The organism is Streptomyces sp. NPDC088915 (assembly GCF_044749825.1).
Classification (GTDB): domain Bacteria; phylum Actinomycetota; class Actinomycetes; order Streptomycetales; family Streptomycetaceae; genus Streptomyces.
Map to the genome: position 1 here is coordinate 26,278 of NZ_JBIVIR010000011.1, position 20,758 is coordinate 47,035.

At 73.7% G+C, this 20,758-nt stretch carries 26 protein-coding genes and 1 pseudogene; 15 read left to right on the forward strand and 12 right to left on the reverse strand.

The window, feature by feature from the left end:
• Positions 1 to 17 precede the first annotated feature (17 nt).
• The 5 genes from ACIP5O_RS20715 to ACIP5O_RS20735 all read left to right on the forward strand — a co-directional run bounded on the left by ACIP5O_RS20715 (position 18) and on the right by ACIP5O_RS20735 (position 6,444).
• A complete protein-coding gene (locus ACIP5O_RS20715; RefSeq protein ID WP_401295302.1) occupies positions 18 to 893 on the forward strand; it encodes a PhzF family phenazine biosynthesis isomerase in 876 nt (291 codons plus the stop codon).
• Positions 894 to 1,120: 227 nt separating this feature from the next.
• A complete protein-coding gene (locus tag ACIP5O_RS20720) occupies positions 1,121 to 2,647 on the forward strand; it encodes a Re/Si-specific NAD(P)(+) transhydrogenase subunit alpha (RefSeq protein WP_401295304.1) in 1,527 nt (508 codons plus the stop codon).
• 1 nt (position 2,648) lies between these two features.
• Positions 2,649 to 4,067 (forward strand): Re/Si-specific NAD(P)(+) transhydrogenase subunit beta, encoded by a 1,419-nt coding sequence (gene pntB / locus ACIP5O_RS20725; protein ID WP_401295306.1) that lies wholly within the window; start codon positions 2,649 to 2,651, stop codon positions 4,065 to 4,067.
• A 109-nt stretch (positions 4,068 to 4,176) separates the two neighbouring features.
• Positions 4,177 to 4,824: a class I SAM-dependent methyltransferase gene (locus ACIP5O_RS20730; RefSeq protein WP_401295308.1), complete on the forward strand. Its 648-nt coding sequence runs from the start codon at positions 4,177 to 4,179 to the stop codon at positions 4,822 to 4,824.
• A gap of 909 nt (positions 4,825 to 5,733) precedes the next feature.
• The gene (locus tag ACIP5O_RS20735; protein ID WP_401295310.1) at positions 5,734 to 6,444 is read left to right on the forward strand and encodes a phosphodiesterase; all 711 of its coding nucleotides are present in this window, start codon (positions 5,734 to 5,736) and stop codon (positions 6,442 to 6,444) included.
• A gap of 168 nt (positions 6,445 to 6,612) precedes the next feature.
• Here ACIP5O_RS20735 and ACIP5O_RS20740 read toward each other — a convergent pair whose 3' ends face one another.
• From ACIP5O_RS20740 to ACIP5O_RS20750, 3 genes are all read right to left on the reverse strand, one after another.
• On the reverse strand, positions 6,613 to 6,687 hold the full coding sequence (locus ACIP5O_RS20740) for a hypothetical protein (RefSeq protein ID WP_401295771.1): 75 nt from the start codon (positions 6,685 to 6,687) through the stop codon (positions 6,613 to 6,615).
• Positions 6,688 to 6,750: 63 nt separating this feature from the next.
• A complete protein-coding gene (locus tag ACIP5O_RS20745) occupies positions 6,751 to 7,101 on the reverse strand; it encodes a hypothetical protein (protein ID WP_401295312.1) in 351 nt (116 codons plus the stop codon).
• A gap of 94 nt (positions 7,102 to 7,195) precedes the next feature.
• On the reverse strand, positions 7,196 to 7,345 hold the full coding sequence (locus ACIP5O_RS20750) for a hypothetical protein (protein WP_401295314.1): 150 nt from the start codon (positions 7,343 to 7,345) through the stop codon (positions 7,196 to 7,198).
• Positions 7,346 to 7,575: 230 nt separating this feature from the next.
• Here ACIP5O_RS20750 and ACIP5O_RS20755 point away from each other — a divergent pair, with 230 nt between their 5' ends.
• From ACIP5O_RS20755 to ACIP5O_RS20770, 4 genes are all read left to right on the forward strand, one after another.
• Positions 7,576 to 7,881 (forward strand): hypothetical protein, encoded by a 306-nt coding sequence (locus ACIP5O_RS20755; protein WP_401295316.1) that lies wholly within the window; start codon positions 7,576 to 7,578, stop codon positions 7,879 to 7,881.
• A gap of 132 nt (positions 7,882 to 8,013) precedes the next feature.
• The gene (locus tag ACIP5O_RS20760; RefSeq protein WP_401295318.1) at positions 8,014 to 8,766 is read left to right on the forward strand and encodes a hypothetical protein; all 753 of its coding nucleotides are present in this window, start codon (positions 8,014 to 8,016) and stop codon (positions 8,764 to 8,766) included.
• A gap of 2 nt (positions 8,767 to 8,768) precedes the next feature.
• On the forward strand, positions 8,769 to 9,203 hold the full coding sequence (locus ACIP5O_RS20765; protein WP_401295320.1) for a phage holin family protein: 435 nt from the start codon (positions 8,769 to 8,771) through the stop codon (positions 9,201 to 9,203).
• Entirely contained in the window at positions 9,179 to 9,850 is a 672-nt protein-coding gene (locus tag ACIP5O_RS20770) for a DUF3618 domain-containing protein (protein WP_401295322.1), read from the forward strand. Before ACIP5O_RS20765 ends, ACIP5O_RS20770 begins: the two co-directional genes overlap by 25 nt.
• 99 nt (positions 9,851 to 9,949) lie before the next feature.
• Here the strand turns inward: ACIP5O_RS20770 and ACIP5O_RS20775 are convergent, their stop codons facing one another.
• Together ACIP5O_RS20775 and ACIP5O_RS20780 are read right to left on the reverse strand one after the other, a co-directional pair.
• A complete protein-coding gene (locus ACIP5O_RS20775) occupies positions 9,950 to 10,177 on the reverse strand; it encodes a DUF5133 domain-containing protein (protein ID WP_401295324.1) in 228 nt (75 codons plus the stop codon).
• A 159-nt stretch (positions 10,178 to 10,336) separates the two neighbouring features.
• A complete protein-coding gene (locus tag ACIP5O_RS20780; RefSeq protein ID WP_401295326.1) occupies positions 10,337 to 10,819 on the reverse strand; it encodes an SPW repeat protein in 483 nt (160 codons plus the stop codon).
• A gap of 241 nt (positions 10,820 to 11,060) precedes the next feature.
• Between ACIP5O_RS20780 and ctaD the strand changes: the two genes are divergently transcribed.
• Positions 11,061 to 12,788, forward strand: coding sequence for a cytochrome c oxidase subunit I (gene ctaD, locus ACIP5O_RS20785; RefSeq protein WP_401295327.1), 1,728 nt, complete (start codon positions 11,061 to 11,063; stop codon positions 12,786 to 12,788).
• Entirely contained in the window at positions 12,785 to 13,216 is a 432-nt protein-coding gene (locus ACIP5O_RS20790; protein ID WP_401295792.1) for a hypothetical protein, read from the forward strand. Before ctaD ends, ACIP5O_RS20790 begins: the two co-directional genes overlap by 4 nt.
• Positions 13,217 to 13,429: 213 nt before the next feature.
• Here the strand turns inward: ACIP5O_RS20790 and ACIP5O_RS20795 are convergent.
• The 3 genes and pseudogenes from ACIP5O_RS20795 to ACIP5O_RS20805 all read right to left on the reverse strand — a co-directional run.
• Positions 13,430 to 13,613 (reverse strand): annotated as a pseudogene (locus ACIP5O_RS20795) (hypothetical protein); the annotation flags it as partial.
• Between the two features lie 203 nt (positions 13,614 to 13,816).
• Positions 13,817 to 14,473: a class I SAM-dependent methyltransferase gene (locus tag ACIP5O_RS20800; protein WP_401295329.1), complete on the reverse strand. Its 657-nt coding sequence runs from the start codon at positions 14,471 to 14,473 to the stop codon at positions 13,817 to 13,819.
• 137 nt (positions 14,474 to 14,610) lie between these two features.
• Positions 14,611 to 15,798: an MFS transporter gene (locus ACIP5O_RS20805; RefSeq protein WP_401295331.1), complete on the reverse strand. Its 1,188-nt coding sequence runs from the start codon at positions 15,796 to 15,798 to the stop codon at positions 14,611 to 14,613.
• Positions 15,799 to 15,890: 92 nt separating this feature from the next.
• On the opposite strand from ACIP5O_RS20805, the gene ACIP5O_RS20810 reads away from it, so the two are divergent.
• A complete protein-coding gene (locus ACIP5O_RS20810) occupies positions 15,891 to 16,811 on the forward strand; it encodes a LysR family transcriptional regulator (RefSeq protein WP_401295333.1) in 921 nt (306 codons plus the stop codon).
• A 66-nt stretch (positions 16,812 to 16,877) separates the two neighbouring features.
• Here the strand turns inward: ACIP5O_RS20810 and ACIP5O_RS20815 are convergent, their stop codons facing one another.
• From ACIP5O_RS20815 to rpmB, 4 genes are all read right to left on the reverse strand, one after another.
• Complete coding sequence (locus ACIP5O_RS20815; protein WP_401295335.1) at positions 16,878 to 18,131, reverse strand: GTP-binding protein; 1,254 nt, start codon at positions 18,129 to 18,131, stop codon at positions 16,878 to 16,880.
• A 4-nt stretch (positions 18,132 to 18,135) separates the two neighbouring features.
• Positions 18,136 to 18,306, reverse strand: coding sequence for a 50S ribosomal protein L32 (gene rpmF / locus ACIP5O_RS20820; RefSeq protein WP_401295337.1), 171 nt, complete (start codon positions 18,304 to 18,306; stop codon positions 18,136 to 18,138).
• A 172-nt stretch (positions 18,307 to 18,478) separates the two neighbouring features.
• Entirely contained in the window at positions 18,479 to 18,784 is a 306-nt protein-coding gene (gene rpsN, locus ACIP5O_RS20825) for a 30S ribosomal protein S14 (RefSeq protein ID WP_401295339.1), read from the reverse strand.
• Positions 18,784 to 19,020, reverse strand: a complete 237-nt coding sequence (gene rpmB, locus ACIP5O_RS20830; protein WP_401295340.1) for a 50S ribosomal protein L28 — start codon at positions 19,018 to 19,020, stop codon at positions 18,784 to 18,786. The genes rpsN and rpmB overlap by 1 nt, the downstream gene beginning before the upstream one ends.
• Positions 19,021 to 19,097: 77 nt before the next feature.
• Between rpmB and rpmG the strand changes: the two genes are divergently transcribed.
• The 3 genes from rpmG to ACIP5O_RS20845 are packed head-to-tail and all read left to right on the forward strand — an operon-like array spanning position 19,098 to position 20,706.
• Entirely contained in the window at positions 19,098 to 19,262 is a 165-nt protein-coding gene (gene rpmG, locus ACIP5O_RS20835; RefSeq protein WP_062750742.1) for a 50S ribosomal protein L33, read from the forward strand.
• 47 nt (positions 19,263 to 19,309) lie between these two features.
• A complete protein-coding gene (locus ACIP5O_RS20840; RefSeq protein ID WP_401295343.1) occupies positions 19,310 to 19,555 on the forward strand; it encodes a type B 50S ribosomal protein L31 in 246 nt (81 codons plus the stop codon).
• Positions 19,555 to 20,706, forward strand: a complete 1,152-nt coding sequence (locus ACIP5O_RS20845) for a CobW family GTP-binding protein (protein WP_401295345.1) — start codon at positions 19,555 to 19,557, stop codon at positions 20,704 to 20,706. The genes ACIP5O_RS20840 and ACIP5O_RS20845 overlap by 1 nt, the downstream gene beginning before the upstream one ends.
• Positions 20,707 to 20,758: the final 52 nt, after the last annotated feature.

Consider the following 20,758-nt stretch of genomic DNA (forward strand, 5'->3'; position numbering starts at 1 on the left):
CCCGGGTTGCCACGAGCATGACGATCGACACGCCGCAGCCCGAGGTGCTGCGCTACACCGCGTTCTCCGAAACCCCCGATGGCGGCAACCCCGCCGGTGTCGTCCTGGACGCCACCGGCCTCGACGACGAGGCCATGCTGGCGATCGCGGCCGGTCTCGGATACTCGGAGTCCGCGTTCCTGACCGCGCCCCCGGAGGGCCTCGGCGGCGAGGGGGAACGGGCGTACACCATCCGTTACTTCAGTCCCAAGGCCGAGGTGCCGTTCTGCGGACACGCCACCGTCGCCACCGCCCTCGCGCTCGCCGAGCGGACGGGCCCCGGGAAGCTGGTGTTCGCGACGCCCGCCGGCACCGTGCCGGTGGAGGTGACCGAGGAGGACGGGACGCTCCGGGCCACCCTCACCAGCGTCGAGCCGCACGTCGGGGGGATCGCCGACGCCGACCTCGCGGAGGCGCTCGCCGCGCTCGACTGGCCGGCCGCCGACCTCGACCCCGCCTTCCCGCCCCGCATCGCCTTCGCCGGCGCCCGCCACCTCGTCCTCGCGGCGGCGACCCGCGCCCGTCTCGCCGACCTCGCGTACGACTTCGCGCGCCTCGAAGCCCTGATGCACCGCCTGGACCTGACCACGGTCCAGCTGGTGTGGCGGGAGTCGGCCACCGTCTTCCACGTCCGCGACCCGTTCCCCGTCGGCGGCGTCGTCGAGGACCCGGCGACCGGCGCCGCGGCCGCCGCGTTCGGCGCCTACGCGCGCGACCTCGGCCTGGTCCCCGAGGACGCCGTCCTCACCCTGCACCAGGGCGAGGACCTGGGCCGGCCCGGCGAACTCACGGTGACGCTGCGCGCGGGCGACCCGCGCGTCCGGGTCAGCGGCGCGGGAGCCCGGATCGGCTGAGGCTGAGGCTGAGGCCCCGGTTCCGGCTCCGGGCCGTACGGGCGTACGCCGTCGCGTGGAGTACGGCCCCCGGGCCCGTCAAGTGTTGCGTGTGCCTCACCGGCGGGTGCTGTTCAAGAAGAGGTCTCGGCGTCAAGCTGAGCGGCGTGCTCCGGACCATCGCGGGCGCACTTCTGATCGAGTCGGAACACGCCGTTGACGGCCAGAGCAGCGAACGGAGAACACTCGTGATTGTCGGAGTCCTCAAGGAAGCGCGGGCAGGTGAGAGTCGCGTTTCGGCCACGCCGGCCACGGTCGAACAGATCCGCAAACTGGGGTACGGCGTGGTCGTCGAGCCCGGCGCGGGCGTCGCGGCCGGCTTCACCGACGGCGCCTACGAGGCCGCCGGTGCGACCGTCGGCGACGCGGTGGCGGCGGACGTGGTGCTGGGGGTCAACGCCCCGGCCCCGTCCCAGCTCGACCGGGTCCGGCCGGAGGCGACGGTGATCGCCCTGTTCTCCCCGGCCTTCGACCCGGCGATGGTCGAGGACCTGGGCCGGCGCCCCTTCACCGCGCTCTCGATGGACGCCGTGCCGCGCATCAGCCGGGCGCAGTCGATGGACGTGCTGTCGTCGATGGCGAACATCGCCGGCTACCGGGCCGTCATCGAGGCGGCGCACGAGTTCGGCCGGTTCTTCACCGGTCAGGTGACGGCGGCCGGCAAGGTGCCGCCCGCCAAGGTGCTCGTCGCGGGCGCCGGCGTCGCCGGCCTGGCGGCGATCGGCGCCGCGGGCTCGCTCGGCGCGATCGTGCGCGCCACCGACCCCCGGCCGGAGGTGGCCGACCAGGTGCGCTCGCTCGGCGGCGAGTACCTGTCGATCGAGTCCCCCGAGACCGAGGTCTCCAAGACCGGCTACGCCAAGGAGATGGGCGACGACTACAAGGCGCGCGAGGCCGAGCTCTACGCAGCCCAGTGCCGCGAGGTCGACATCGTCGTCACCACCGCGCTGATCCCCGGCCGTCCCGCGCCGACGCTCATCACCGCCGAGATGGTGGCGGGCATGAAGCCGGGCTCGGTGATCGTCGACATGGCGGCCGCCAACGGCGGCAACGTCGAGGGCACGGTGAAGGGCGAGAAGACCGTCACGGAGAACGGCGTGACGATCATCGGCTACACCGACCTCGCGGGCCGACTGCCCGCGCAGGCCTCGCAGTTGTACGGCACCAACCTGGTGAACCTGCTGAAGCTGATGACGCCCGACAAGGACGCCCGCCTCGTCCTCGACTGGGACGACCCGGTCCAGCGCTCGATCACCGTCGTGCGCAAGGGCGAGACGGCCTGGCCGCCCCCGCCGGTCCAGGTCTCGGCGGCCCCGGCCCCCGCGCCCGCGGCGGCCGCGGTGGAGCCCGCGCCCGGGAAGGCGCCGATGACGGTGCGGCAGAGGTTCGGCGGCGTGGCCCTCGGCGCCCTGGCCCTCTTCCTCCTCGCCGCGTTCGCGCCGGCGGCGCTGCTGCCCCACGTGACGGTCTTCGTGCTCGCGATCGTGATCGGCTACTACGTCATCGGCCACGTCCACCACGCGCTGCACACGCCGCTGATGTCGGTGACGAACGCGATCTCCGGGATCATCGTCGTCGGCGCGCTCCTGCAGATCGGCCACACCAGCACGGCGGTCACGGTGCTGTCGTCCGTGGCGATCCTCCTGGCCAGTATCAACGTCTTCGGCGGCTTCGCGGTGACGCGTCGCATGCTCGCCATGTTCAACCGGAGCTGACATGTCTGCGACCATTGCCGCCCAGGCGGCCTACCTCGTCGCCGCGCTGCTGTTCATCCTGGCGCTGGCGGGACTCTCCAAGCACGAAACGGCCCGGCTCGGCAACGCGTTCGGGATGCTCGGCATGGGCGTCGCGCTCGTCGCGACGGTCGTGCTCGCGGTGGACGGCGACGTCAGCACCGCCGGCCTCGGCCTGATGGGCGTCGCGATGCTGATCGGCGCGCTGATCGGCCTCCAGCGGGCCCGCGGCGTCGAGATGACCGGCATGCCCGAACTGATCGCGCTGCTGCACTCCTTCGTCGGCCTGGCCGCCGTCCTGGTCAGCTGGAACGGCTTCCTGAACGTCGAGCACGACCCGGACGGCCACGAGGCGAAGGCCCTGGACGCGCTCGGCACCCTCGGCATCCACCACGCAGAGGTGTTCATCGGCCTGTTCATCGGCGCGGTGACCTTCACCGGCTCCGTCGTGGCGTACCTGAAGCTCGCCGCGAAGATCGACTCCAAGCCCCTTGTGCTGCCGGGCAAGAACGCCCTGAACCTCGGCTCGCTCGGCCTGTTCGTCGCCCTGACGGTGTGGTTCGTGATCACGCCGGAGCTGTGGCTGCTCATCGCCGTGACGGTCCTGGCGCTCGCCCTCGGCTGGCACCTGGTGGCCTCGATCGGCGGCGGCGACATGCCGGTCGTGGTCTCGATGCTCAACAGCTACTCCGGCTGGGCCGCGGCGGCCTCGGGCTTCCTGCTCGGCAACGACCTGCTGATCGTCACCGGCGCCCTCGTCGGCTCGTCCGGCGCCTACCTCAGCTACATCATGTGCAAGGCGATGAACCGCTCCTTCTTCGCGGTCATCGCGGGCGGCTTCGGCATCGAGGCGGCGTCCGGCTCGGACGTCGACTACGGCGAGCACACCGAGATCACCGCCGCGAGCGCCGCCGAACTGCTCGGCTCGGCCCGGTCCGTGGTCATCACGCCCGGGTACGGCATGGCCGTCGCCCAGGCGCAGTACCCGGTCGCGGAGCTCACCTCGAAGCTCCGGGCCAGGGGCGTCGACGTACGGTTCGGCATCCACCCGGTCGCCGGGCGCCTGCCCGGCCACATGAACGTGCTCCTCGCCGAGGCCAAGGTGCCGTACGACATCGTCCTGGAGATGGACGAGATCAACGACGACTTCGCCAAGACCGACGTCGTCCTCGTGATCGGCGCCAACGACACGGTCAACCCGGCCGGGGCCGAGGACCCCGGCAGCCCGATCGCGGGCATGCCGGTCCTCACCGTCTGGGAGGCCGGCAAGGTCATCGTGTTCAAGCGCTCGATGGCCTCCGGATACGCGGGCGTGCAGAACCCGCTCTTCTTCAAGGAGAACACCTCGATGCTCTTCGGCGACGCGAAGGCCCGGGTCGAGGACATCGTCGGCGCCCTCTGAGGCACGACGGGGGCAGGGGCCTCCCGGCCCGGCGCGGAGCAGGACGTCCACGCCGCGACCGGAAGGCCCCCGTGCTCCACCCGATCGCCCCCTGGCTACTGTCACGGGCATGGTCGAACACGATGTTCACGCCTCCACCCGCGAGGCCTACGACGCCGTCGCCCCCACCTACGAGGAGATGTTCCGCGACTCGCTGCGGTACAGCCCCCTGGACCGCGCGATGCTCGGCGTCTTCGCCGAGGTCGTACGCGCGGACGGGGAGGGCCGGGTCGCGGACCTGGGCTGCGGGCCCGGCCACGTCACCGCCCACCTGGACGGCCTCGGCCTGTCGGCGTTCGGCGTCGACGCCTCTCCCGCGATGATCGAGCTGGCCCGCCGGGCCCACCCGGACCTGCGGTTCGACGTGGGCTCCATGGCCGCCCTCGACATCGCCGACGGCGCGCTGGACGGCGTGCTCTCGCGCTGGTCCGTCATCCACGTCCCACCGGGCGAACTCCCCGCTGTCCTGGCGGAGTTCCACCGCGTCCTGGCGCCCGGCGGCCACCTCCTGATCGCCTTCTCGGGGAGCGAGGGCCCGTCGCACCCGACGCAGGTCTTCGACCACGCGGTCGCGCCCGCCTACCGGTGGTGGCCCGACCACCTCGCCGCGACGCTGCGCGGATCCGGCCTCGCGGAGGTGGCCCGGACGGTCCGCGAGCCGCAGCCCACCGACCGGCGGCAGTTCCAGGAGATCCACCTGCTGGCCCGCAAGGCCTGAGCGCCCGAGCGGGAGGCGCGGTGCCGGCGCGGTCGCCCGTTCGTTCAGGTTGAGCGGATGGGCCTCCTCGACGGACTGACCGGCACCGAACACCCCGACCGCGGTACGGCTCCGCGTTCCGCGGAGGAGGTCCGGGCGGCGCTGCTCGCGCTCAACGGGCCGGACGTGCCGTTCGTCGTGCGCGGCGGTGGCCCCGAAGGTGCCGACCTCGTGGCGGAATGGCGGATCTCGGATCCCGCCTGGCACACCTTCTTCGCCCGTACCCGGGTGAGCCGGGTCACCCGGTTCGGGACGCGTCTGGTCCCGGCGTCCCACGAAGTCCGCGCCCTCGGTCGCCGGTTCGAGGTCTCGTGGGTCGGCGGCACGCCCGGACCGGTCGTGTCGGCGGAAGGGTCGCGAGGGCAGGTGAGGACGGTGTCGTGGCGCCGGTCGGCCGAGCGGGGAGCCGAGGGCGCCCCCCCGGGCGGCGGAGTTCCACCGCTTCGACACCTCGGACATGAGGGACCCGCTGCGGGCCGCGGTCCTCGGCGCGGGATGGACCTGGCGCGGAGCGGTCTTCGAGCTCTGACCTCCGTCTGCCGGGCCCCGCCCGGGAGGCGCGGGGCGCGGGGTGGCGGAGTGCGCCCCCCGTCCGCCCCGCGTGGTCCCGCTCTTCCCCGGGCCCGGGGAACCGCCTGCGCTCGGACCTCTCCCGCGTCGCGTCGTACCCGGTCCCGCCGAGGCTCTGCCTCCTCGCGGCCTCCGGCCCCGCTCCTGGCCCGTGGAGCACCGGGAACAGACCTGGTCCTCCGGTTCGGCCGTCGGGGTGTCCCGTCCCGGGCGGTCCGGTCGATCGGCGCGATCCGGGGCAGACGACGGTCGTACCGGGCCCCGCCCGCACCGCCCTCGGCATCAGGAACGGACAGCCCCATGGACCTCCTCGACCGCATCGCCTTCCGTACGGCACGGACCGCCGCCCGCCGGCGCGGGGACCGGCCGGCCCTGCACCCCCGTGGCACGGCCCTCGCGGGACGCCTCGCCGTGCCCGGCCGCCGGGACCACTGGGACGTGCCGTGGCTCGACGTCCCCGGCTCCCACGCGGTGACGGCCCGCTGGTCCCGGGGCGCCGGGCTGCCGCACCCGCTGCCGGACGGCCTCGGCCTCGCGCTGCGGGTGGAGGAGGCCGGCGGGCCGGACCGTCCCCTGGACCTGCTGCTCACGACCGGCGGCCGCGGCCGGTGGACCCGCCACGTACCGCTTCCCCGTACGTCCGCCACGGCCGGCCCGTACTCCAGCCTCCTGTCGTACGTCGTCGGCGGGCGGCGGGGAGTGGTGGCCGCGTTCCCGGTGCCCGGGTCCCCGCGGATCCCCGCCGATCCCGCGACGGTGGGGACCGCCGTCGCCGGGCGGCCCGTGGTGTTCCAGCTCTGCTTCGGGGCGGGGGGAGCGGGCGCGGCCTGGCGGCCCCTGGCCCGGCTCACCCTGCACGGGGAGACGCCCCCGGCCCTCCCGGACGGCGGCGCGTTCGACCCCTACCTCAACTTCCTGCCCGGCTTCCACCCCGTCGACCGCCTCCGGTCGCTGCGCCTCGCCGCGTACGCGGGATCACGGGCCGGACGGCACGCGCCGCCGCCTTCCTGAGCGGGCGCGCGGGCAGTCCGCCTCACTCGCCGTCCTCCCGCGGCAGACGGTCGTACCCGAGCTGCAGGGCGTCGGCGAGCGCCGGGGCGGTGGGGCCGCCCGCCACGGCCCGCGTGGCGCGGGGCCACAGCAGGCGGGCGCCGGTGAAGGAGGCCGTCAGCCAGACGCTCAGGCAGAGAACGGGCAGGTGATCAGCTCGCCCACGGTCGACCTGGCGGCGCCTCCACGGGGACTCCCGCCCACCTCCGCGGGGCCCGTGGCCGACTCGTACCGCGTGAACGGCGCCCGGAGGGGGCCGGTGACGGGCTACTTGGCGAGGAGCCGGCTCAGCCGGAACACGGCCGCCGCCGTCAGCGGGACGTCCCAGGGGTCGTGGCGGTCGGGCGCTTCCACCCCGCGTCTGCGGACCGCCGCGCCCCGGGCGGCCGTGTAGGCGCCGAACGCGACGACGGCCCCGAGGTGCCCCCGAGCCGGCGTTCCTCCTGCGGCGAGCAGGCCTCGCCCGAGCGCCGGAACGCTTCCTTGAGCTGATGCACGAGGGGGCCCTTTCCCGCGTACGTCGTGATCCATGAGGACGGTCTCCACCGGACGGCGTCGACGGCCGCGTCCGTTCCGCCCCGCGGGGCGGTGGCCGTCGAGGCCCGGGGCAGAAGTCATGGACCTCCTGTGGCCGGCCCGTGGCCAGCGAAACGGAGCACGGTCCTCCTGCGGTACGACGGGCGGCGAGGCCCCGGCCCGGAGCCGGCCGTCGCTACGCGCCCTCGTCGTCGTCCGGCTCCCGCTCCCCCTCGGCCTGCGACGGCGTGGTCCGCTCCGGCTCGGCGTCCCGGTGCCCGGTCCCTTCCGGACGGCTCTCCTCGGGCCGTTCTCCCTCGGCCTGCGACGGGGTGCTCTGCTGCATGGCTCCGTTCCTTCCCTCGGCACGGTTCGTACGGCTTCGCGGCAACCGCGTACGGGTGCCCCGAGGGCGATTACCCACTGCGGCACGGTTCACCGCCCGCAGGGGTCCTCGCGGGGCGGTGGAGGGCCGGCGCCGGTGCGCCGACCGGGGCGGAGGGGCGCGTGGCGCTGCCCGGGGCCGGGCCCGCCGCCGCTCCGCATGGCCGGTACCGCCCCGGGTAGGGGCCGGGCATGGCGGACGGGAAGCGCCACGCGGTGGCCGCCTCGGGCAGCCGGACGGACGAGGAGGACGGCCGCCGACTGCCCGCCGGTGAGGTCCACGCCTGGGAACAGGGCATGAACCAGACCGTGTGCGGGCTCTCCCTGCACCGTTCCCGGCCGACGCGGCTGTCGCACGTCGTCCGGACCGACGTGTTCCCCGAGTCCGGCGGCGCCGCCGACCGGGTGCGGCGGGTGTGCCCGCGCTGCGCGTCCGTCGCCGGACGCCGTGGTCCCGACGCCCGCCCGCGGTGGCAGCGCGTGAACCCGCGTCCCTGACCGGGGCGCGAGCGTGCCGGATGACGAAAAGTTCGGCATTGGCTCGACATTCGGGCGTATGAGCGGACCGGACGGGGGCAGATGCGGGATTCAGCAAGCAGACAGAACCCCTTCCAGCACCCAGGAGGAGCCTTGAGTGACTTCCAGGACTCGAACCGGCAGAACGAGAGCAGGGCGGCGGAAGTAGCGCGAACCGCTCAGGACAAGGCGGGAGAGAGTGCTTCGCTGGTGGGCGGAAAGGCCGCGGAAGTGGGCGGCACGGCGAAGGAGCAGGCCGGCAACGTCGTCGGCGAAGCCGCGGCCCAGGCCAAGGACTTGGCGGGCGAACTGCGCACCCAGTTGCAGGGCCAGGCCGAGACCCAGACCCAGCGCCTCGCGGAGAACGTACGGCGCCTGTCGCAGGAGCTGCGCGAACTGGGCGAGAACGGCAAGCCGGACTCCACGGTGGCCGGTCTGGCCCGCCGGGCCGCCGACGGCGGCCACCAGGTGGCCTCCCACATGGAGAAGCGCGGCCCCGACGGCCTGGTGAGCGACCTGCAGGGCTTCGCCCGCCGACGCCCGGGCGTCTTCCTCGCCGGCGCGGCGCTGGCCGGCTTCGTGGTGGCCCGCGCGGGCAAGAGCATCGGCGCGGCGTCCTCCGGCGGCGCGGGTGACAGGAGCGGGGAGACCCGTTCTCCGGAACCGCGCACCGGGACGTACGGCACGGAGCGCCCCCTCACGGCCCCCGAACCCCTGCCGCGCACCACGCCGGGCACGTACGAGGACCCGCTGGACACCTACGGCCAGTCCCAGCCCCCGCACGTCACGCCGGCCCCGCCGAACCATCCGCCCGCGGGCGGCGGACAGACGTACGGCGGCCCCTCGCGTCCGGCGGGGGGGATCTGACCATGGCCCTCTCCTTCCAGGAGCGCCCCACCTCGGCGGCCGTGCCGCCGGGCGAGGCGCCCGAACCGTCGATCGGCGATCTGGTCAGCGAGATCGGTCAGGACCTGTCCCGCCTCGTCCGGGACGAGATCGAGCTGGCGAAGGCCGAGATCAAGCAGGAGTCCGTCAAGGCGGGCAAGGCGGCCGGCATGCTCGGCGGAGCGGGCTACGCGGCCCACCTGGTGGCGCTGCTCGGCAGTCTGACCGTCGTCTTCGCCCTGGCCAACGTGATGAACCTGGCCTGGGCGGCACTGATCGTCACCGCTCTCTGGGCGGTCGTGGGCGGTGTGCTCTACTCCGCCGGGCGCAAGCGCCTGCGCACCGTCAACCTCAAGCCGGAACAGACCGTGGAGACCCTGAAGGAGGACGCCAAGTGGGCACGACACCCGACGAGCTGAGGAACGACGTGGAAGAACGGCGGGCCCATCTGGCCCGCAACGTCGACCGCTTGGCCGACCGGATCACCCCGGGCAGGGTCGCACGTCGCAAGGCCGATTCGATACGGCACCAGGTGAGCGGAGTGAAGGAGCGCGTCATGGGCAGCGCACACGACTCGGCGCACGGGGCGTCCGAGGGTCTGAACCGGGCGGCGGGCAGCGTCGCGGACACGGCGCGGGAGGCGGGCGACAGCGTGAGCGAAGCGGTCCAGCAGGCTCCGGCGCGGGTGCGCCGGCAGACGCAGGGCAGCCCGCTGGCCGCCGGCCTGATCGCCTTCGGCGCGGGCATGCTGGCCTCGGCCCTCCTGCCGACCACCGAGGCGGAGGAGCGCTTGGGGCAGCAGCTCAAGGAGCACTCCGACGAACTGCTGGAACCGGTGAAGCGGACGGCCGTGGACGCGGCGCAGGAGGTCCGGGAGGAACTGCGCGGCCCTGCCGCGGACGCCGTCGAGTCGGTGAAGAACACGGCCCAGGAGGCCGTCGGGACGACCAAGGAGCACGCGCAGGGCGCGGGCCGGGAGACCGCCCAGGAACTGCGCCAGGTCGGCCGTGACGCCGCCGACGACGTGAAGCACACCTCCGGTGGCGGGGGACAGGCGGGGTACTGAGAACCGCGTCACCGCACGGCACAGGGGCGGCTGCCGGCTCATGAGCCGGCAGCCGCCCCTGTGCCGTGCGGTGCCCGCGGCGCGGTGCGGCCGTCGTGGTCAGCCGACGAGCGCGAAGTCGATCTCGGAACGCGCACGGGCCAGTTGGCGGCGGGAGGCGATCAGGGCGGCGTCGACGTCACGGGTGCCGGTGGACACGCACAGGGTGTAGGTGACGTCCTCGAGCTGGCGGCGCACTTCGGCCGAACCGTTCTCGGCGTACAGGGTCCGCAGCGTCCCGTACTGCTCGACGAGGTTTTCCAGCACCAAGGGGTGGGCCATCAGCATCAGCCGTCTCCTTACTCCGAACGGGGGACATCCCGTTTCGCGCGTGTGCCCCGGACCGCGCGGCGGAAACCGTGCGGCCCGGGGCGCCCCGGAGCCGTGGGACGGTCGCGTCCGGGCCGGTGGGTCCGGCGCCGTGATCACGGCCGTCCGTCGGCGGCCTCAGCGGTCGTCGGGCATCCCGCGGCGTCCGCGCGCGCCGGAGCCGCCGCGCGTGTCGCCGGCGCGGTCCCGGGCCGCGGAGGCGGCGGCGAGGGCGAGGAGGGTGGCGACGGCGCCGGTGATGAGGTTGCTGGTGATGGAGCGGGTGTGGGCGACGTCCCCGGCGACGACCCAGGGGGCGACACAGGTCCAGACGCCGATGGCGGCGGCGGCCCAGGCCATGGAGTGGGTGCGTTCGTAGGAGTTGCCGAGGCCGCCGAGGAGCAGCATGTAGGCGATGCCGGCGATGAGGTTGGTGACGGCGAGGGTGGTGAAGCCGTTGAAACCGGCTATCCACGGGGACGCGGCGAGGTAGAGACCGGTGACGAGGGCCAGGGCCTCGATCATCTGGGCCCGCGGGGTGGCGGCGGCACGGTCGTGCCGGGCCCGCAGCTCCATCAGGTCGGGGTGCTCGTCGATGGGCGCGCGATGGGTCGACGCCATGATGACCTCCAGTGGGACGGTGCTTGTCCACTGCTTACCCATAAGAACGACATAAAAGCCTCATTCAGAGCATTCTTCTCATGACGTCGGTGCATGTCGTCCGGCGGCCGGAAGGCGCAGGTCGCGACCCGTGAAGGGAAGCGTTTCGCGACGAGTGCCCGTATTTGTTCGTTTCGCCGGGAAAATTGGTCTACGGTCGCCCTGCCGCGTGCTTCCCTCCGAGCCCTCCGCAGGAGTTCCCATGACCCTCGCCACGGAGCCGCCCGCCCTCGTGCCCGTGAAAGGAAGGGGCCCGGGGCGGGTCGTCGTGGACTGGCTGACGACGACCGACCACAAGAAGATCGGGCACCTCTACCTGATCACGTCGTTCGTGTTCTTCCTGCTGGGAGGCCTGCTGGCGCTCGTGCTCCGGGCGGAGCTGGCGCGGCCGGGCCTGCAGATCGTCTCGCCCGAGCAGTACAACCAGGTGTTCACCCTGCACGGGACGGTGATGCTGCTGCTGTTCGCCACCCCCACGTTCGCCGGTTTCGCCAACGCGATCATGCCTCTCCAGATCGGCTCGCCCGACGTCGCCTTCCCCCGGCTGAACATGCTGTCGTACTGGCTGTTCCTCTTCGGCGGCCTGATCGCCTTCGCGGGGATCTTCACCCCCCAGGGCACGGCGGACTTCGGCTGGACCGCCTACACGCCCCTGAGCGGCGGGGAGCACTCGCCGTACGTCGGCGGCGACATGTGGATCATGGGCCTCGCGCTCGCCGGCTTCGGCACGATCCTCGGCGCGGTCAACTTCATCACCACCATCATCTGCATGCGCGCACCGGGCATGACGATGTTCCGGATGCCGATCTTCACCTGGAACGTGCTGCTGACGTCGGTACTGGTGCTGTTCGCGTTCCCCGTCCTCGCCGCCGCCCTGCTCGCCCTGGAGGCGGACCGGAAGTTCGGGGCGCACGTCTACGACCCGGCCAACGGCGGGGCGCTGCTGTGGCAGCACCTCTTCTGGTTCTTCGGGCATCCGGAGGTCTACATCATCGCGCTGCCGTTCTTCGGCATCGTCACCGAGATCCTGCCGGTCTTCTCCCGGAAGCCGATCTTCGGCTACGTGGGTCTGATCGGCGCCACGATCGCGATCGCCGGCCTGTCGGTGACGGTGTGGGCGCACCACATGTTCGCCACCGGAGCGGTCCTGCTGCCGTTCTTCTCCTTCATGACCTTCCTGATCGCCGTCCCGACCGGGGTGAAGTTCTTCAACTGGATCGGCACGATGTGGAAGGGTGCGCTCTCCTTCGAGACGCCCATGCTGTGGTCGATCGGCTTCCTCGTCACCTTCCTGTTCGGCGGCCTGACCGGCATCATCCTGGCCTCGCCGCCGATGGACTTCCACGTCACGGACAGCTACTTCGTCGTCGCGCACTTCCACTACGTCGTCTTCGGCACGGTCGTCTTCGCGACGTTCGCCGGGTTCTACTTCTGGTGGCCCAAGATGACCGGCAGGATGCTCGACGAGCGCCTGGGCAAGGTCCACTTCTGGACCCTCTTCACCGGTTTCCACGGCACCTTCCTCGTCCAGCACTGGCTGGGCGCCGAAGGCATGCCGCGCCGTTACGCGGACTACCTGAACGCCGACGGCTTCACCGCCCTGAACACGGTGTCCTCCATCGGCGCGTTCCTGCTGGGGGCGTCCACCCTGCCGTTCTTCTACAACGTCTGGAAGACGGCCAGGACCGCCCCCCGCGTCACCGTCGACGACCCGTGGGGCTTCGGCCGCTCCCTGGAGTGGGCCACCTCCTGCCCGCCGCCCCGGCACAACTTCGTCACCATCCCGCGCATCCGCTCCGAGTCGCCCGCCTTCGACCTCAACTACCCCGAGGTCGCCGCCCTCGACCAGGGCAAGGGGGACAAGCGGGACGTGTTCGACGACTCCGGCGCCGCCACCCACGACGGCCCCGACGCCGGCCGGAACGCATGACCGCGTACGGCGGGGAGCCGCGGGCCTCCGTGAGCCGGGCCGGCGAGGGCGTTCGCGGGGCGGCCACGGGCGAGCGCGGGAGACCGCGGACCCCGGCGGCGGAGGCGGCCGCGGGCATCGACCGGCTGGAGGGCTACCTGCTGGCGCACCGGGTCAGGGCCGAGGCCACGGAGGCCGGCGCCGTCTTCGCCGACCGGTTTCAGTGGCTCGGACCCCAGGAGCGGTCGGAGATCGCCCGCGCGTTCGCACGGGAGCACCTCGCCGTGCGCCGCCGCATGCTCCGGGACGCCGTCGCGCGCGCGGACGAACTCCGCCGCGAGTACGGCGACCGCTACGACCGCCTCCGCCGCCGGCTGCTCGCCGTCGCGCTGGGCGCGACCGGTGCGACGACGGTCGTGGTGTCACTCGTGGTGAGAAGCGCCGGCTGACTCCTCCCGGGCCGCGGACTGCGGCCACCGGAGCGCCGCGGACACCGGGCCCGGGACGACCCGGACGCCGCCGGCTGAACACCCTGCACGGCTTCCGCCGGGCCCGTGGCCTGGAGACCTGGGAGGACCAGGTCCTGCGTGCGGGGGACACCCGGGTCCGGATCACCGCCCTGCCGGCCCGGCACGCCGGCCACCCCGTCCCGCGGCGGCTCCTCCCGATGTCCATGGCGTCCCCGCCGGAGTGCAGGATCGAGGCCGCCCGCACCCGGCGCTGCACCATGCCGGGCTCCACGCCCTCGGCGAGGTGGGTGTCCACCCGAACGGGCCACGGCTCGTGGCGCCCGTGCGGCACGCGGCCGCCCCAGGGATCGGCGATCCTGTCCACCGAAGACTCCATCGCGACCTCCACCGGCGACCTGCGGACCGGTCACGGGTACCCCCCCGCCCCCCGTCCCCTCACACGACCGCCCCGGAAGCCACCCGGGTGCCGCCCGGAAGGCCACCGGCGTCTCTCAGCGGTTCGCCGACGGGTCCTCCCGGCCCGTGGCGCGGGCCGTGGCGAGGCCGGCGAGGACGCGGTCCACGGACGCCCGTCGCCCGTCAGGCGTCCACCGTGTCGCCCCGGCGCCGGCGGCAGTGCAGGAAGACGTGCGCTTCCGGACCGGCGTCCGGATGGGCCGGGGTGAACAGCGTCTCCTCGCGCTCCAGCACGTCGAGGCCCGCCCCCTCGGCCACGGCGACGAGGTCCGGCGCGCCGAAGCTGGTCACGCGCACCGGCTGCCCCATGAAGACGGCCTCCACGCCCTCCACGTCCAGCGGCACGGTGGCCAGGACCAGGTGACCGTCCGGCGTCAGCGCCCGCGCCAGCCGCCGGACGACGTCCGTCTGCTCGCGCCGGTCGAGCTGGAGCAGGGAGAAGTACACGCAGACCGCGTCGAACGAGGCCTCGTCGAGCGGCAGCTCACGGACGTCGGCGCACCGGAAGGAGGCGGACGGCACCTGACGGGAGGCCAGCTCCACCATGACGGGGGAGACGTCGACGCCGAGCACCTCGTGACCGGCGCCCGCGAGCGTCTCGGCGGTGGGCCGGCCCGTGCCGCTGCCCACGTCGAGGACCCGGCTGCCCGGCGCGAGCCGTCCGAGCAGCCACTCCAGCGAGCGCCGGTGCGCCTCGGAGCCGGCGAACGCCTTCTCGTACGCTCCTCCCAGCGCGTCGAACACGACCGCCGCGGGGGGCCGTTGCTGCTCGTCGGTCACGAGGGTCCTTCCGGTCGGGTGTGGAGGATCGGTCGGGGCTGGAGGATTGATCGGGTCGGGTCGGGTGAGGCGGATCGGTCGGGTCGGGCGGCTGCCGTCGCATCGTTCCACCGGCGGGAAGCCGCCCACAAGAGTGCTTACGGGCGACCCCGGACCGTGAGCACCAGGGTGCAGGCGGCGAGGGCCGCGCCCAGGTACATCACCGCCCCGACGCCGAGGCCGTCCGCGACGAGGCCCCCGGCGAACGCCCCCAGCGCGATCGAGCCGTTGAACACCCCGACGAAGAGCGCGGACGCCCCCTCGCGCGCCTCGGGGGCCGCCGCGAGCAGCCAGCTCTGGGTGGCGACCGAGACTCCGCCGTACGACAGTCCCCAGACCGCGAGCAGCACCGCCGCCGTGCGCACCGAGCCGCCGACCGGCGGCACCAGGCAGACCGTCCCGGCCAGGACGGGGCCGATCACCAGGAGCGTGCCGCGCGGGGACCGCGCGGCACCGGCGCCCGAGACGAAGGTGCCGAGCACGCCCGCGAGGCCGTACACCAGCAGCAGCGTGCCGATCGCGGAGGGGCCCGCCCCCGAGACCTCCTCCAGGACGGGCCGCACGTACGTGTAGGCGGCGAAGTGTCCGGTGACCAGGAGCGCCACCACGCCGAGCCCGGTCGCCACCCGGGGGTTCCCCGCCAGCCGCAGTACGCCGCCGAGCCGGATCTCCCGCTCGGCGGGCAGCGCCGGCAGCAGGACCGCCAGGGCCACGAGGACCGCGAGCGCAAGCCCCGCGGCGGCGGTGAACGCCGTCCGCCAGTCGGCGAGTTCGCCGAGGTACGTGCCGGCCGGGACGCCGAGGACCGAGGCCACCGCGATGCCGCTGAAGACCAGCGAGGTGGCCGGTCCCACGGACCGCTCCGGGACCAGCCGCACCGCGAGGCCGGCCGCGACGGCCCACACCCCGCCCATGCCGACGCCGACCAGGACCCGGGCCGCCACCATCACCGCGAAGTGCGGCGACCAGGCGGCGAGCAGATTCCCGGCGGCCAGCACCGCCATCAGGCCGCACAGCACCGGACGGCGGTCGAAGCGTCCCAGCAGCGGGGTGAGCAGCGGCGCGGACACCGCGCCCACCAGGCCCGTGACGGTCAGCGTCAGACCGGCCGTGCCCTCCGTCACCCCCAGCGCCCCGCCGATGGGGGTCAGCAGACCCACCGGCAGCATCTCGGACGTGACCACCGTGAACGTCGCACCGGCGACGGCGGCCACGGCGGGCCAACCGCCGCCCCGGGCGCGCGAAGCCCCCCGGGCCCCGCCTGCGATTCTCTCTGTCTGTGCCATGGGCCCAGCCAATCCGCCGCGACCTGCGGGAACAACGGCCGATCCCTCATGCTTCGATGAGCCGGGCTCATCGATCGATGGGGAGGGGGACCATGGCCGGTCTGGAGATCCGCGAGCTGGAGGCCTTCCTCGTGCTCGCCGAGGAACTGCACTTCGGCCGGGCGGGCGAGCGGCTGTACGTGTCCCAGAGCAGGATCAGCCAGCTGCTCCGGTCGCTGGAGGGCCGGATCGGGGCCCCGCTGGTGGAGCGGACGAGCCGCCGGGTGGCCCTGACACCGCTCGGCGCGTCCTTCCTGGCGTCGCTGCGCCCGGCGTACGAGGCGCTGCGCGCGGCCGTCGACGAGACCCGGGCCGCCGCCCGGAGCGCCGACGGGGTGCTGCGGATCGGTTTCCAGGGGGCGCTGGACGACCGGTCGGCGCGGGCCGTCGCCCTGTTCGAGGAGCGCCGTCCGGCGTGCGCGATCGAGATGGCGGAGATCGCGCTGTCCGATCCGTTCGGGCCGGTGCGCCGCAAGGAGGTGGACTGCGCGGTGGTGCTGCTCCCGGTGGAGGAGGAGGACCTGGTGCTCGGGCCGGTCTTCTCCCGGCAGCCGCAGACCCTGGTGCTCTCCGTCCGGCACCCCCTGGCGGGGCGGGAGTCGGTCTCGGCGGAGGAGCTGGCGGACTGCCGCCTGATCGGCGTCCGGGACTCCGCGCCCGGGTACTGGCGCCGGGCACAGGCTCCCCGGGAGACACCGGGCGGTCTGCCGATCCCCGCGGGGCCCTTGGTCGACACCCTTCAGGAGGGCCTCTCGCTCGCCGCGGCGGACCGGGGCGCGCTGCTCCTGTGCCGCTCGACGGCCGAGCACCACGACCGCCGCAGGTCCCTCGCGTTCGTCCCGGTCAGGGGCCTTCCGGACTCCTTCCTCGGCCTCGTCCGCCGCCGCGGGGACGCCTCTCCCCAGGCCCGGGCCTTCGCGCGGGCGGTCGAAGAGGTACTGGCGGGAGAGGTGCCGGCCGGAGAGACGGAGTGAGGACCGGAAGGGAAATGCCCGGGCCGGACGGTGCCGTGGCTGCGACCACCGTCCGGCCCGGAGTCCTCAGGCCACCGCCCCCGACACGGGCCCGTGCCCGTGTTCGTGCGTCGGCCCGTGCGCGTGCCCGTGCGCGTGCCCGTGCCCGTGCGTCTGCCCGTGCCCGTGCTCGTGCGCGTCGCACGCGTCGTCGGTTCCGTACGTCTCCCAGACGGGGAACTCGTCCACGGCCGCCACGGTCTCGCCGGGGGCGAGCAGGCAGGCGTCCAGCGCCGAGAGGAGCGCCTCCCCGTCCAGGCCGGTGCCGATGAAGACCAGCTCCTGGCCCCGGGCGGTGCCGGGGCCGTCCGTGCCGGAGGGCTCGAAGCGGGCGACGGCGCCGGCCTGGGACCACAGTCCGGTCACGCGGGGGCGGGAGGCGAGCCGGAAGAAGCCCTTGGAGCGCAGGACGTTCCCGAAGGCGCCGCTGTCGAGGTCCCGCGTGACGAACGTCCACAGTCTGCCGGGGTGGAAGGCGGTGGCGGACCGGAACACGACGGAGGAGATGCCGTACTCCTCCGTCTCGGGGACGTGGTCGCCGTTCAGCTCCCTGACCCAGCCCGGCGCCTGCTGGGCCTTCTCCACGTCGAAGAGGCCGGTGCCCAGGACGTGGGCGAGGGCGACGTGGCTGCGTACGGCGGGCACGACGCGGGCGCCGGGATTGAGCCGGGCCAGCGTGGCCCGCAGCCGCCGGGCGTCCTCCGGACCCACCAGGTCGAGCTTGTTGAGGACGATGACGTCGGCGAACTCGACCTGGTCGACGAGCAGGTCGCTGATCGTGCGCTCGTCGTCCTCGTGGGCGGCGAGACCGCGCGCCGCCAGCTCGTCGCCGTCCGCGAGTTCGGGCAGGAAGTTCGCGGCGTCGACGACGGTGACCATGGTGTCGAGGCGGGCGAGGTCGCCGAGGGTGGCGCCGTCGTCGCGGGGGAAGGAGAAGGTGGCGGCGACCGGCATGGGTTCGGAGATGCCGCTGGACTCGATGAGCAGGTAGTCGAAGCGTCCCTCGCGGGCGAGCCGGTCGACCTCCTCCAGGAGGTCGTCGCGCAGGGTGCAGCAGATGCACCCGTTGGTCATCTCGACCAGCCGCTCCTCGGTCCGCGACAGGGCGGCCTCGCCGCCGCGCACCAGCGCCGCGTCGATGTTGACCTCGCTCATGTCGTTGACGATCACGGCGACCCGCAGACCGTCGCGGTTGGTGAGGACGTGGTTGAGCAGGGTGGTCTTCCCCGCGCCGAGGAAGCCGGACAGGACCGTGACCGGCAGGCGGTCGTACGGGGTCACGCGCTCAGCCCTCGGGGCGGACGAGACCGCGCTCGTACGCCTTCACGAGCCGCTGGGGCACGTGGTGGACGGTGCCGTCGACCGTGACCGGCACGAGCTGCGGCGTGACCGCCTTCCACCGGGCGCGGCGGTGGCGGGTGTTGCTGCGGGACGTCTTGCGCTTGGGGACGGCCATCGTGGACTCCTGGGACGGGGGTGACGGATGCGGGGGAGAGGGGTGCGGAGAGGAGGGGGCGAGGAAGAGGCTAGATGAAAATGGATGCCATTTTCAATTCAAGGACTCGGCCTCGTGCCCGACCGCGCCGGTCCGGCCGCGCGGATCGGCGCGGCCGGACCGACTCCGGCGCCTACCAGGACGACTTGGTCACCCCGGGCAGGAAACCCGCGTGCGCCTGCTGCCGGACGCGCACCCGGGAGAGGCCGAACTTGCGCAGGTGGCCGCGGGGGCGCCCGTCCACGGCGTCGCGGTTGCGCACCCGGGTGGCGCTGGCGTCGCGCGGCTGCCGGCCCAGCTCGGCCCGCGCGGCCTCCCGCTCGGTGGCGGTGGTGGAGGGGCGGCGGATGGTCTCCTTGAGTGCGGCCCGCCGGGCGGCGTACCGCGCGACGACCTCCTTGCGGTGCTCGTTGCGCGCGATCTTGCTCTTCTTTGCCATCAGACCTTTCCTCCCCGTGCCCGGATCCGGGCCACGGCGGCCTCGACGCCGATCGCGTCCACCGTCTTGATCGCCCGGGCGCTCAGGGTGAGGCGGACGTGGCGTCCCTCGCTGGGCAGCCAGTAGCGCTTGTGCTGGATGTTCGGGTCGAAGCGGCGCGGGGTGCGCCGGTGGGAGTGGGAGATCGTGTTGCCGAATCCCGTCTTGGCGCCGGTCAGTTGGCAGTGGGCGGACATGGGTGGTTCACCTCTCGGGGGCGGGGTCGTGGACGAGTGGTTTTCGATAATGAAAACCGTTGTCATATACTAGCCGCATGGCACGCAACGAACTCCGCCCGGTCGTCAAGCTCCGCTCCACCGCCGGCACCGGCTTCACCTACGTCACCCGCAAGAACCGCCGCAACGACCCCGACCGCATGGTGCTGCGCAAGTACGACCCCGTCGCCCGCCGGCACGTCGACTTCCGCGAAGAGCGCTGACCCCGACCCGCCACCCCCGCCGCCCCACCGTCCGAAAGGTCCCCGCCATGAAGCCCGGCATCCACCCCGCCTACGGCCCCGTCGTCTTCCGCGACTCGGCCTCCGGCACCGCCTTCCTCACGCGGTCCACGATCACCAGCGACAAGACGATCGACTGGGAGGACGGCCACACCTACCCGCTCGTGGACGTCGAGATCTCCTCGGCGAGCCACCCCTTCTACACCGGCACCGCCCGCGTCCTGGACACCGCCGGCCGCGTCGAACGCTTCGAGCGCCGCTACGGAGCCCGCTGATGGAGCACGTGCGCGAACTCCCCGTCGTGATCGTCGCCGGGCTCCACGCCGAGGCCCGCAAGGAGGTCGTCGACCGCCTCCTGCGGGCCGTCCCGGGGAGCGTGGCGCTCCACCACGACCTCGCCTCGGCCCCCGACGGCACCGTGCTCCGCCTCGTACGGGACGCCTCCGGGCCCGTCTCCCGGGGCGAGACGCCGCTGGTGAACGACTGCGCCTGCTGCGTGCTGCGCGAGGACCTCGTCCCCGAGCTGGAACGCCTCGCGGACGACGGCCTCACCCGGCTCGCGGTGGTCGAACTGTGGGACTCGGTCGAGCCCAGGGCCATGGCCGAGGTCATCGCCGGGCACGGCGGGGACCGCCTGTCCGTGACGGGCGTGATCACCGCCGTGGACCCCGCGCTCGTCCTGCCCTACCTCGCCAACGGCGACGACCTCGCGGAGGCGGGGCTCGCCGCCGCCCCCACCGATCGGCGGACCGTCGGCGACACCTGGGCCCGCCAGCTGGAGTACGCCCCCGTCCTCGCCCTGGTCGACAGCGCGGAGGCGGACGACGAGGACCACGCCCTCCTCGCCCAGCTGCACCCCACCGCCCGCCGCGTGCCGGCCGCCTCGGCCGAGCTCGCCCGGGCCGCGTTCGCGGGCTTCGACGTCGAGGCCGCCGCGGCCGCCCAGCACCCCGCGTGCGCGCTGCTGCCCCAGGAGGCGGACGAGGCCGGCGTGACCACCTTCGTCTGGCACCGCCGCCGCCCGTTCCACCCCGAGCGCCTCTACGAGGCCCTGGAGGACCTGTGCTGCGCGGCGGCCCGCAGCCGCGGCCGGTTCTGGCTCGCCGACCGCCCGGACACGCTGCTCGCCTGGGACGCGGCCGGCGGCGCGCTGTGCGTGGAGAGCGCGGGCCCCTGGCTCGCCTCGCTGCCGGACGCGGCCTGGGAGATGGTCCCGCCCGTACGCCGGGCCGCCGCCGCGCTCGACTGGCACGCCGACCACGGCGACTGCTGCCAGCACCTCGTCTTCACCTCGCCCGGCCTCGACCGGGACGGCCTCGAACGGCTCCTCGACTCCTGCCTGCTGACCGACGCGGAGTACGCGTCCGGGCCGGAGGAGTGGAGACGCCTGCCCGCGGCCTTCGCCCCCCTCCTCGACGCCGCCTGACCCCGCCGCACGACGCGCACCGCAGAACAACGCGTGCGACACGCACGACACG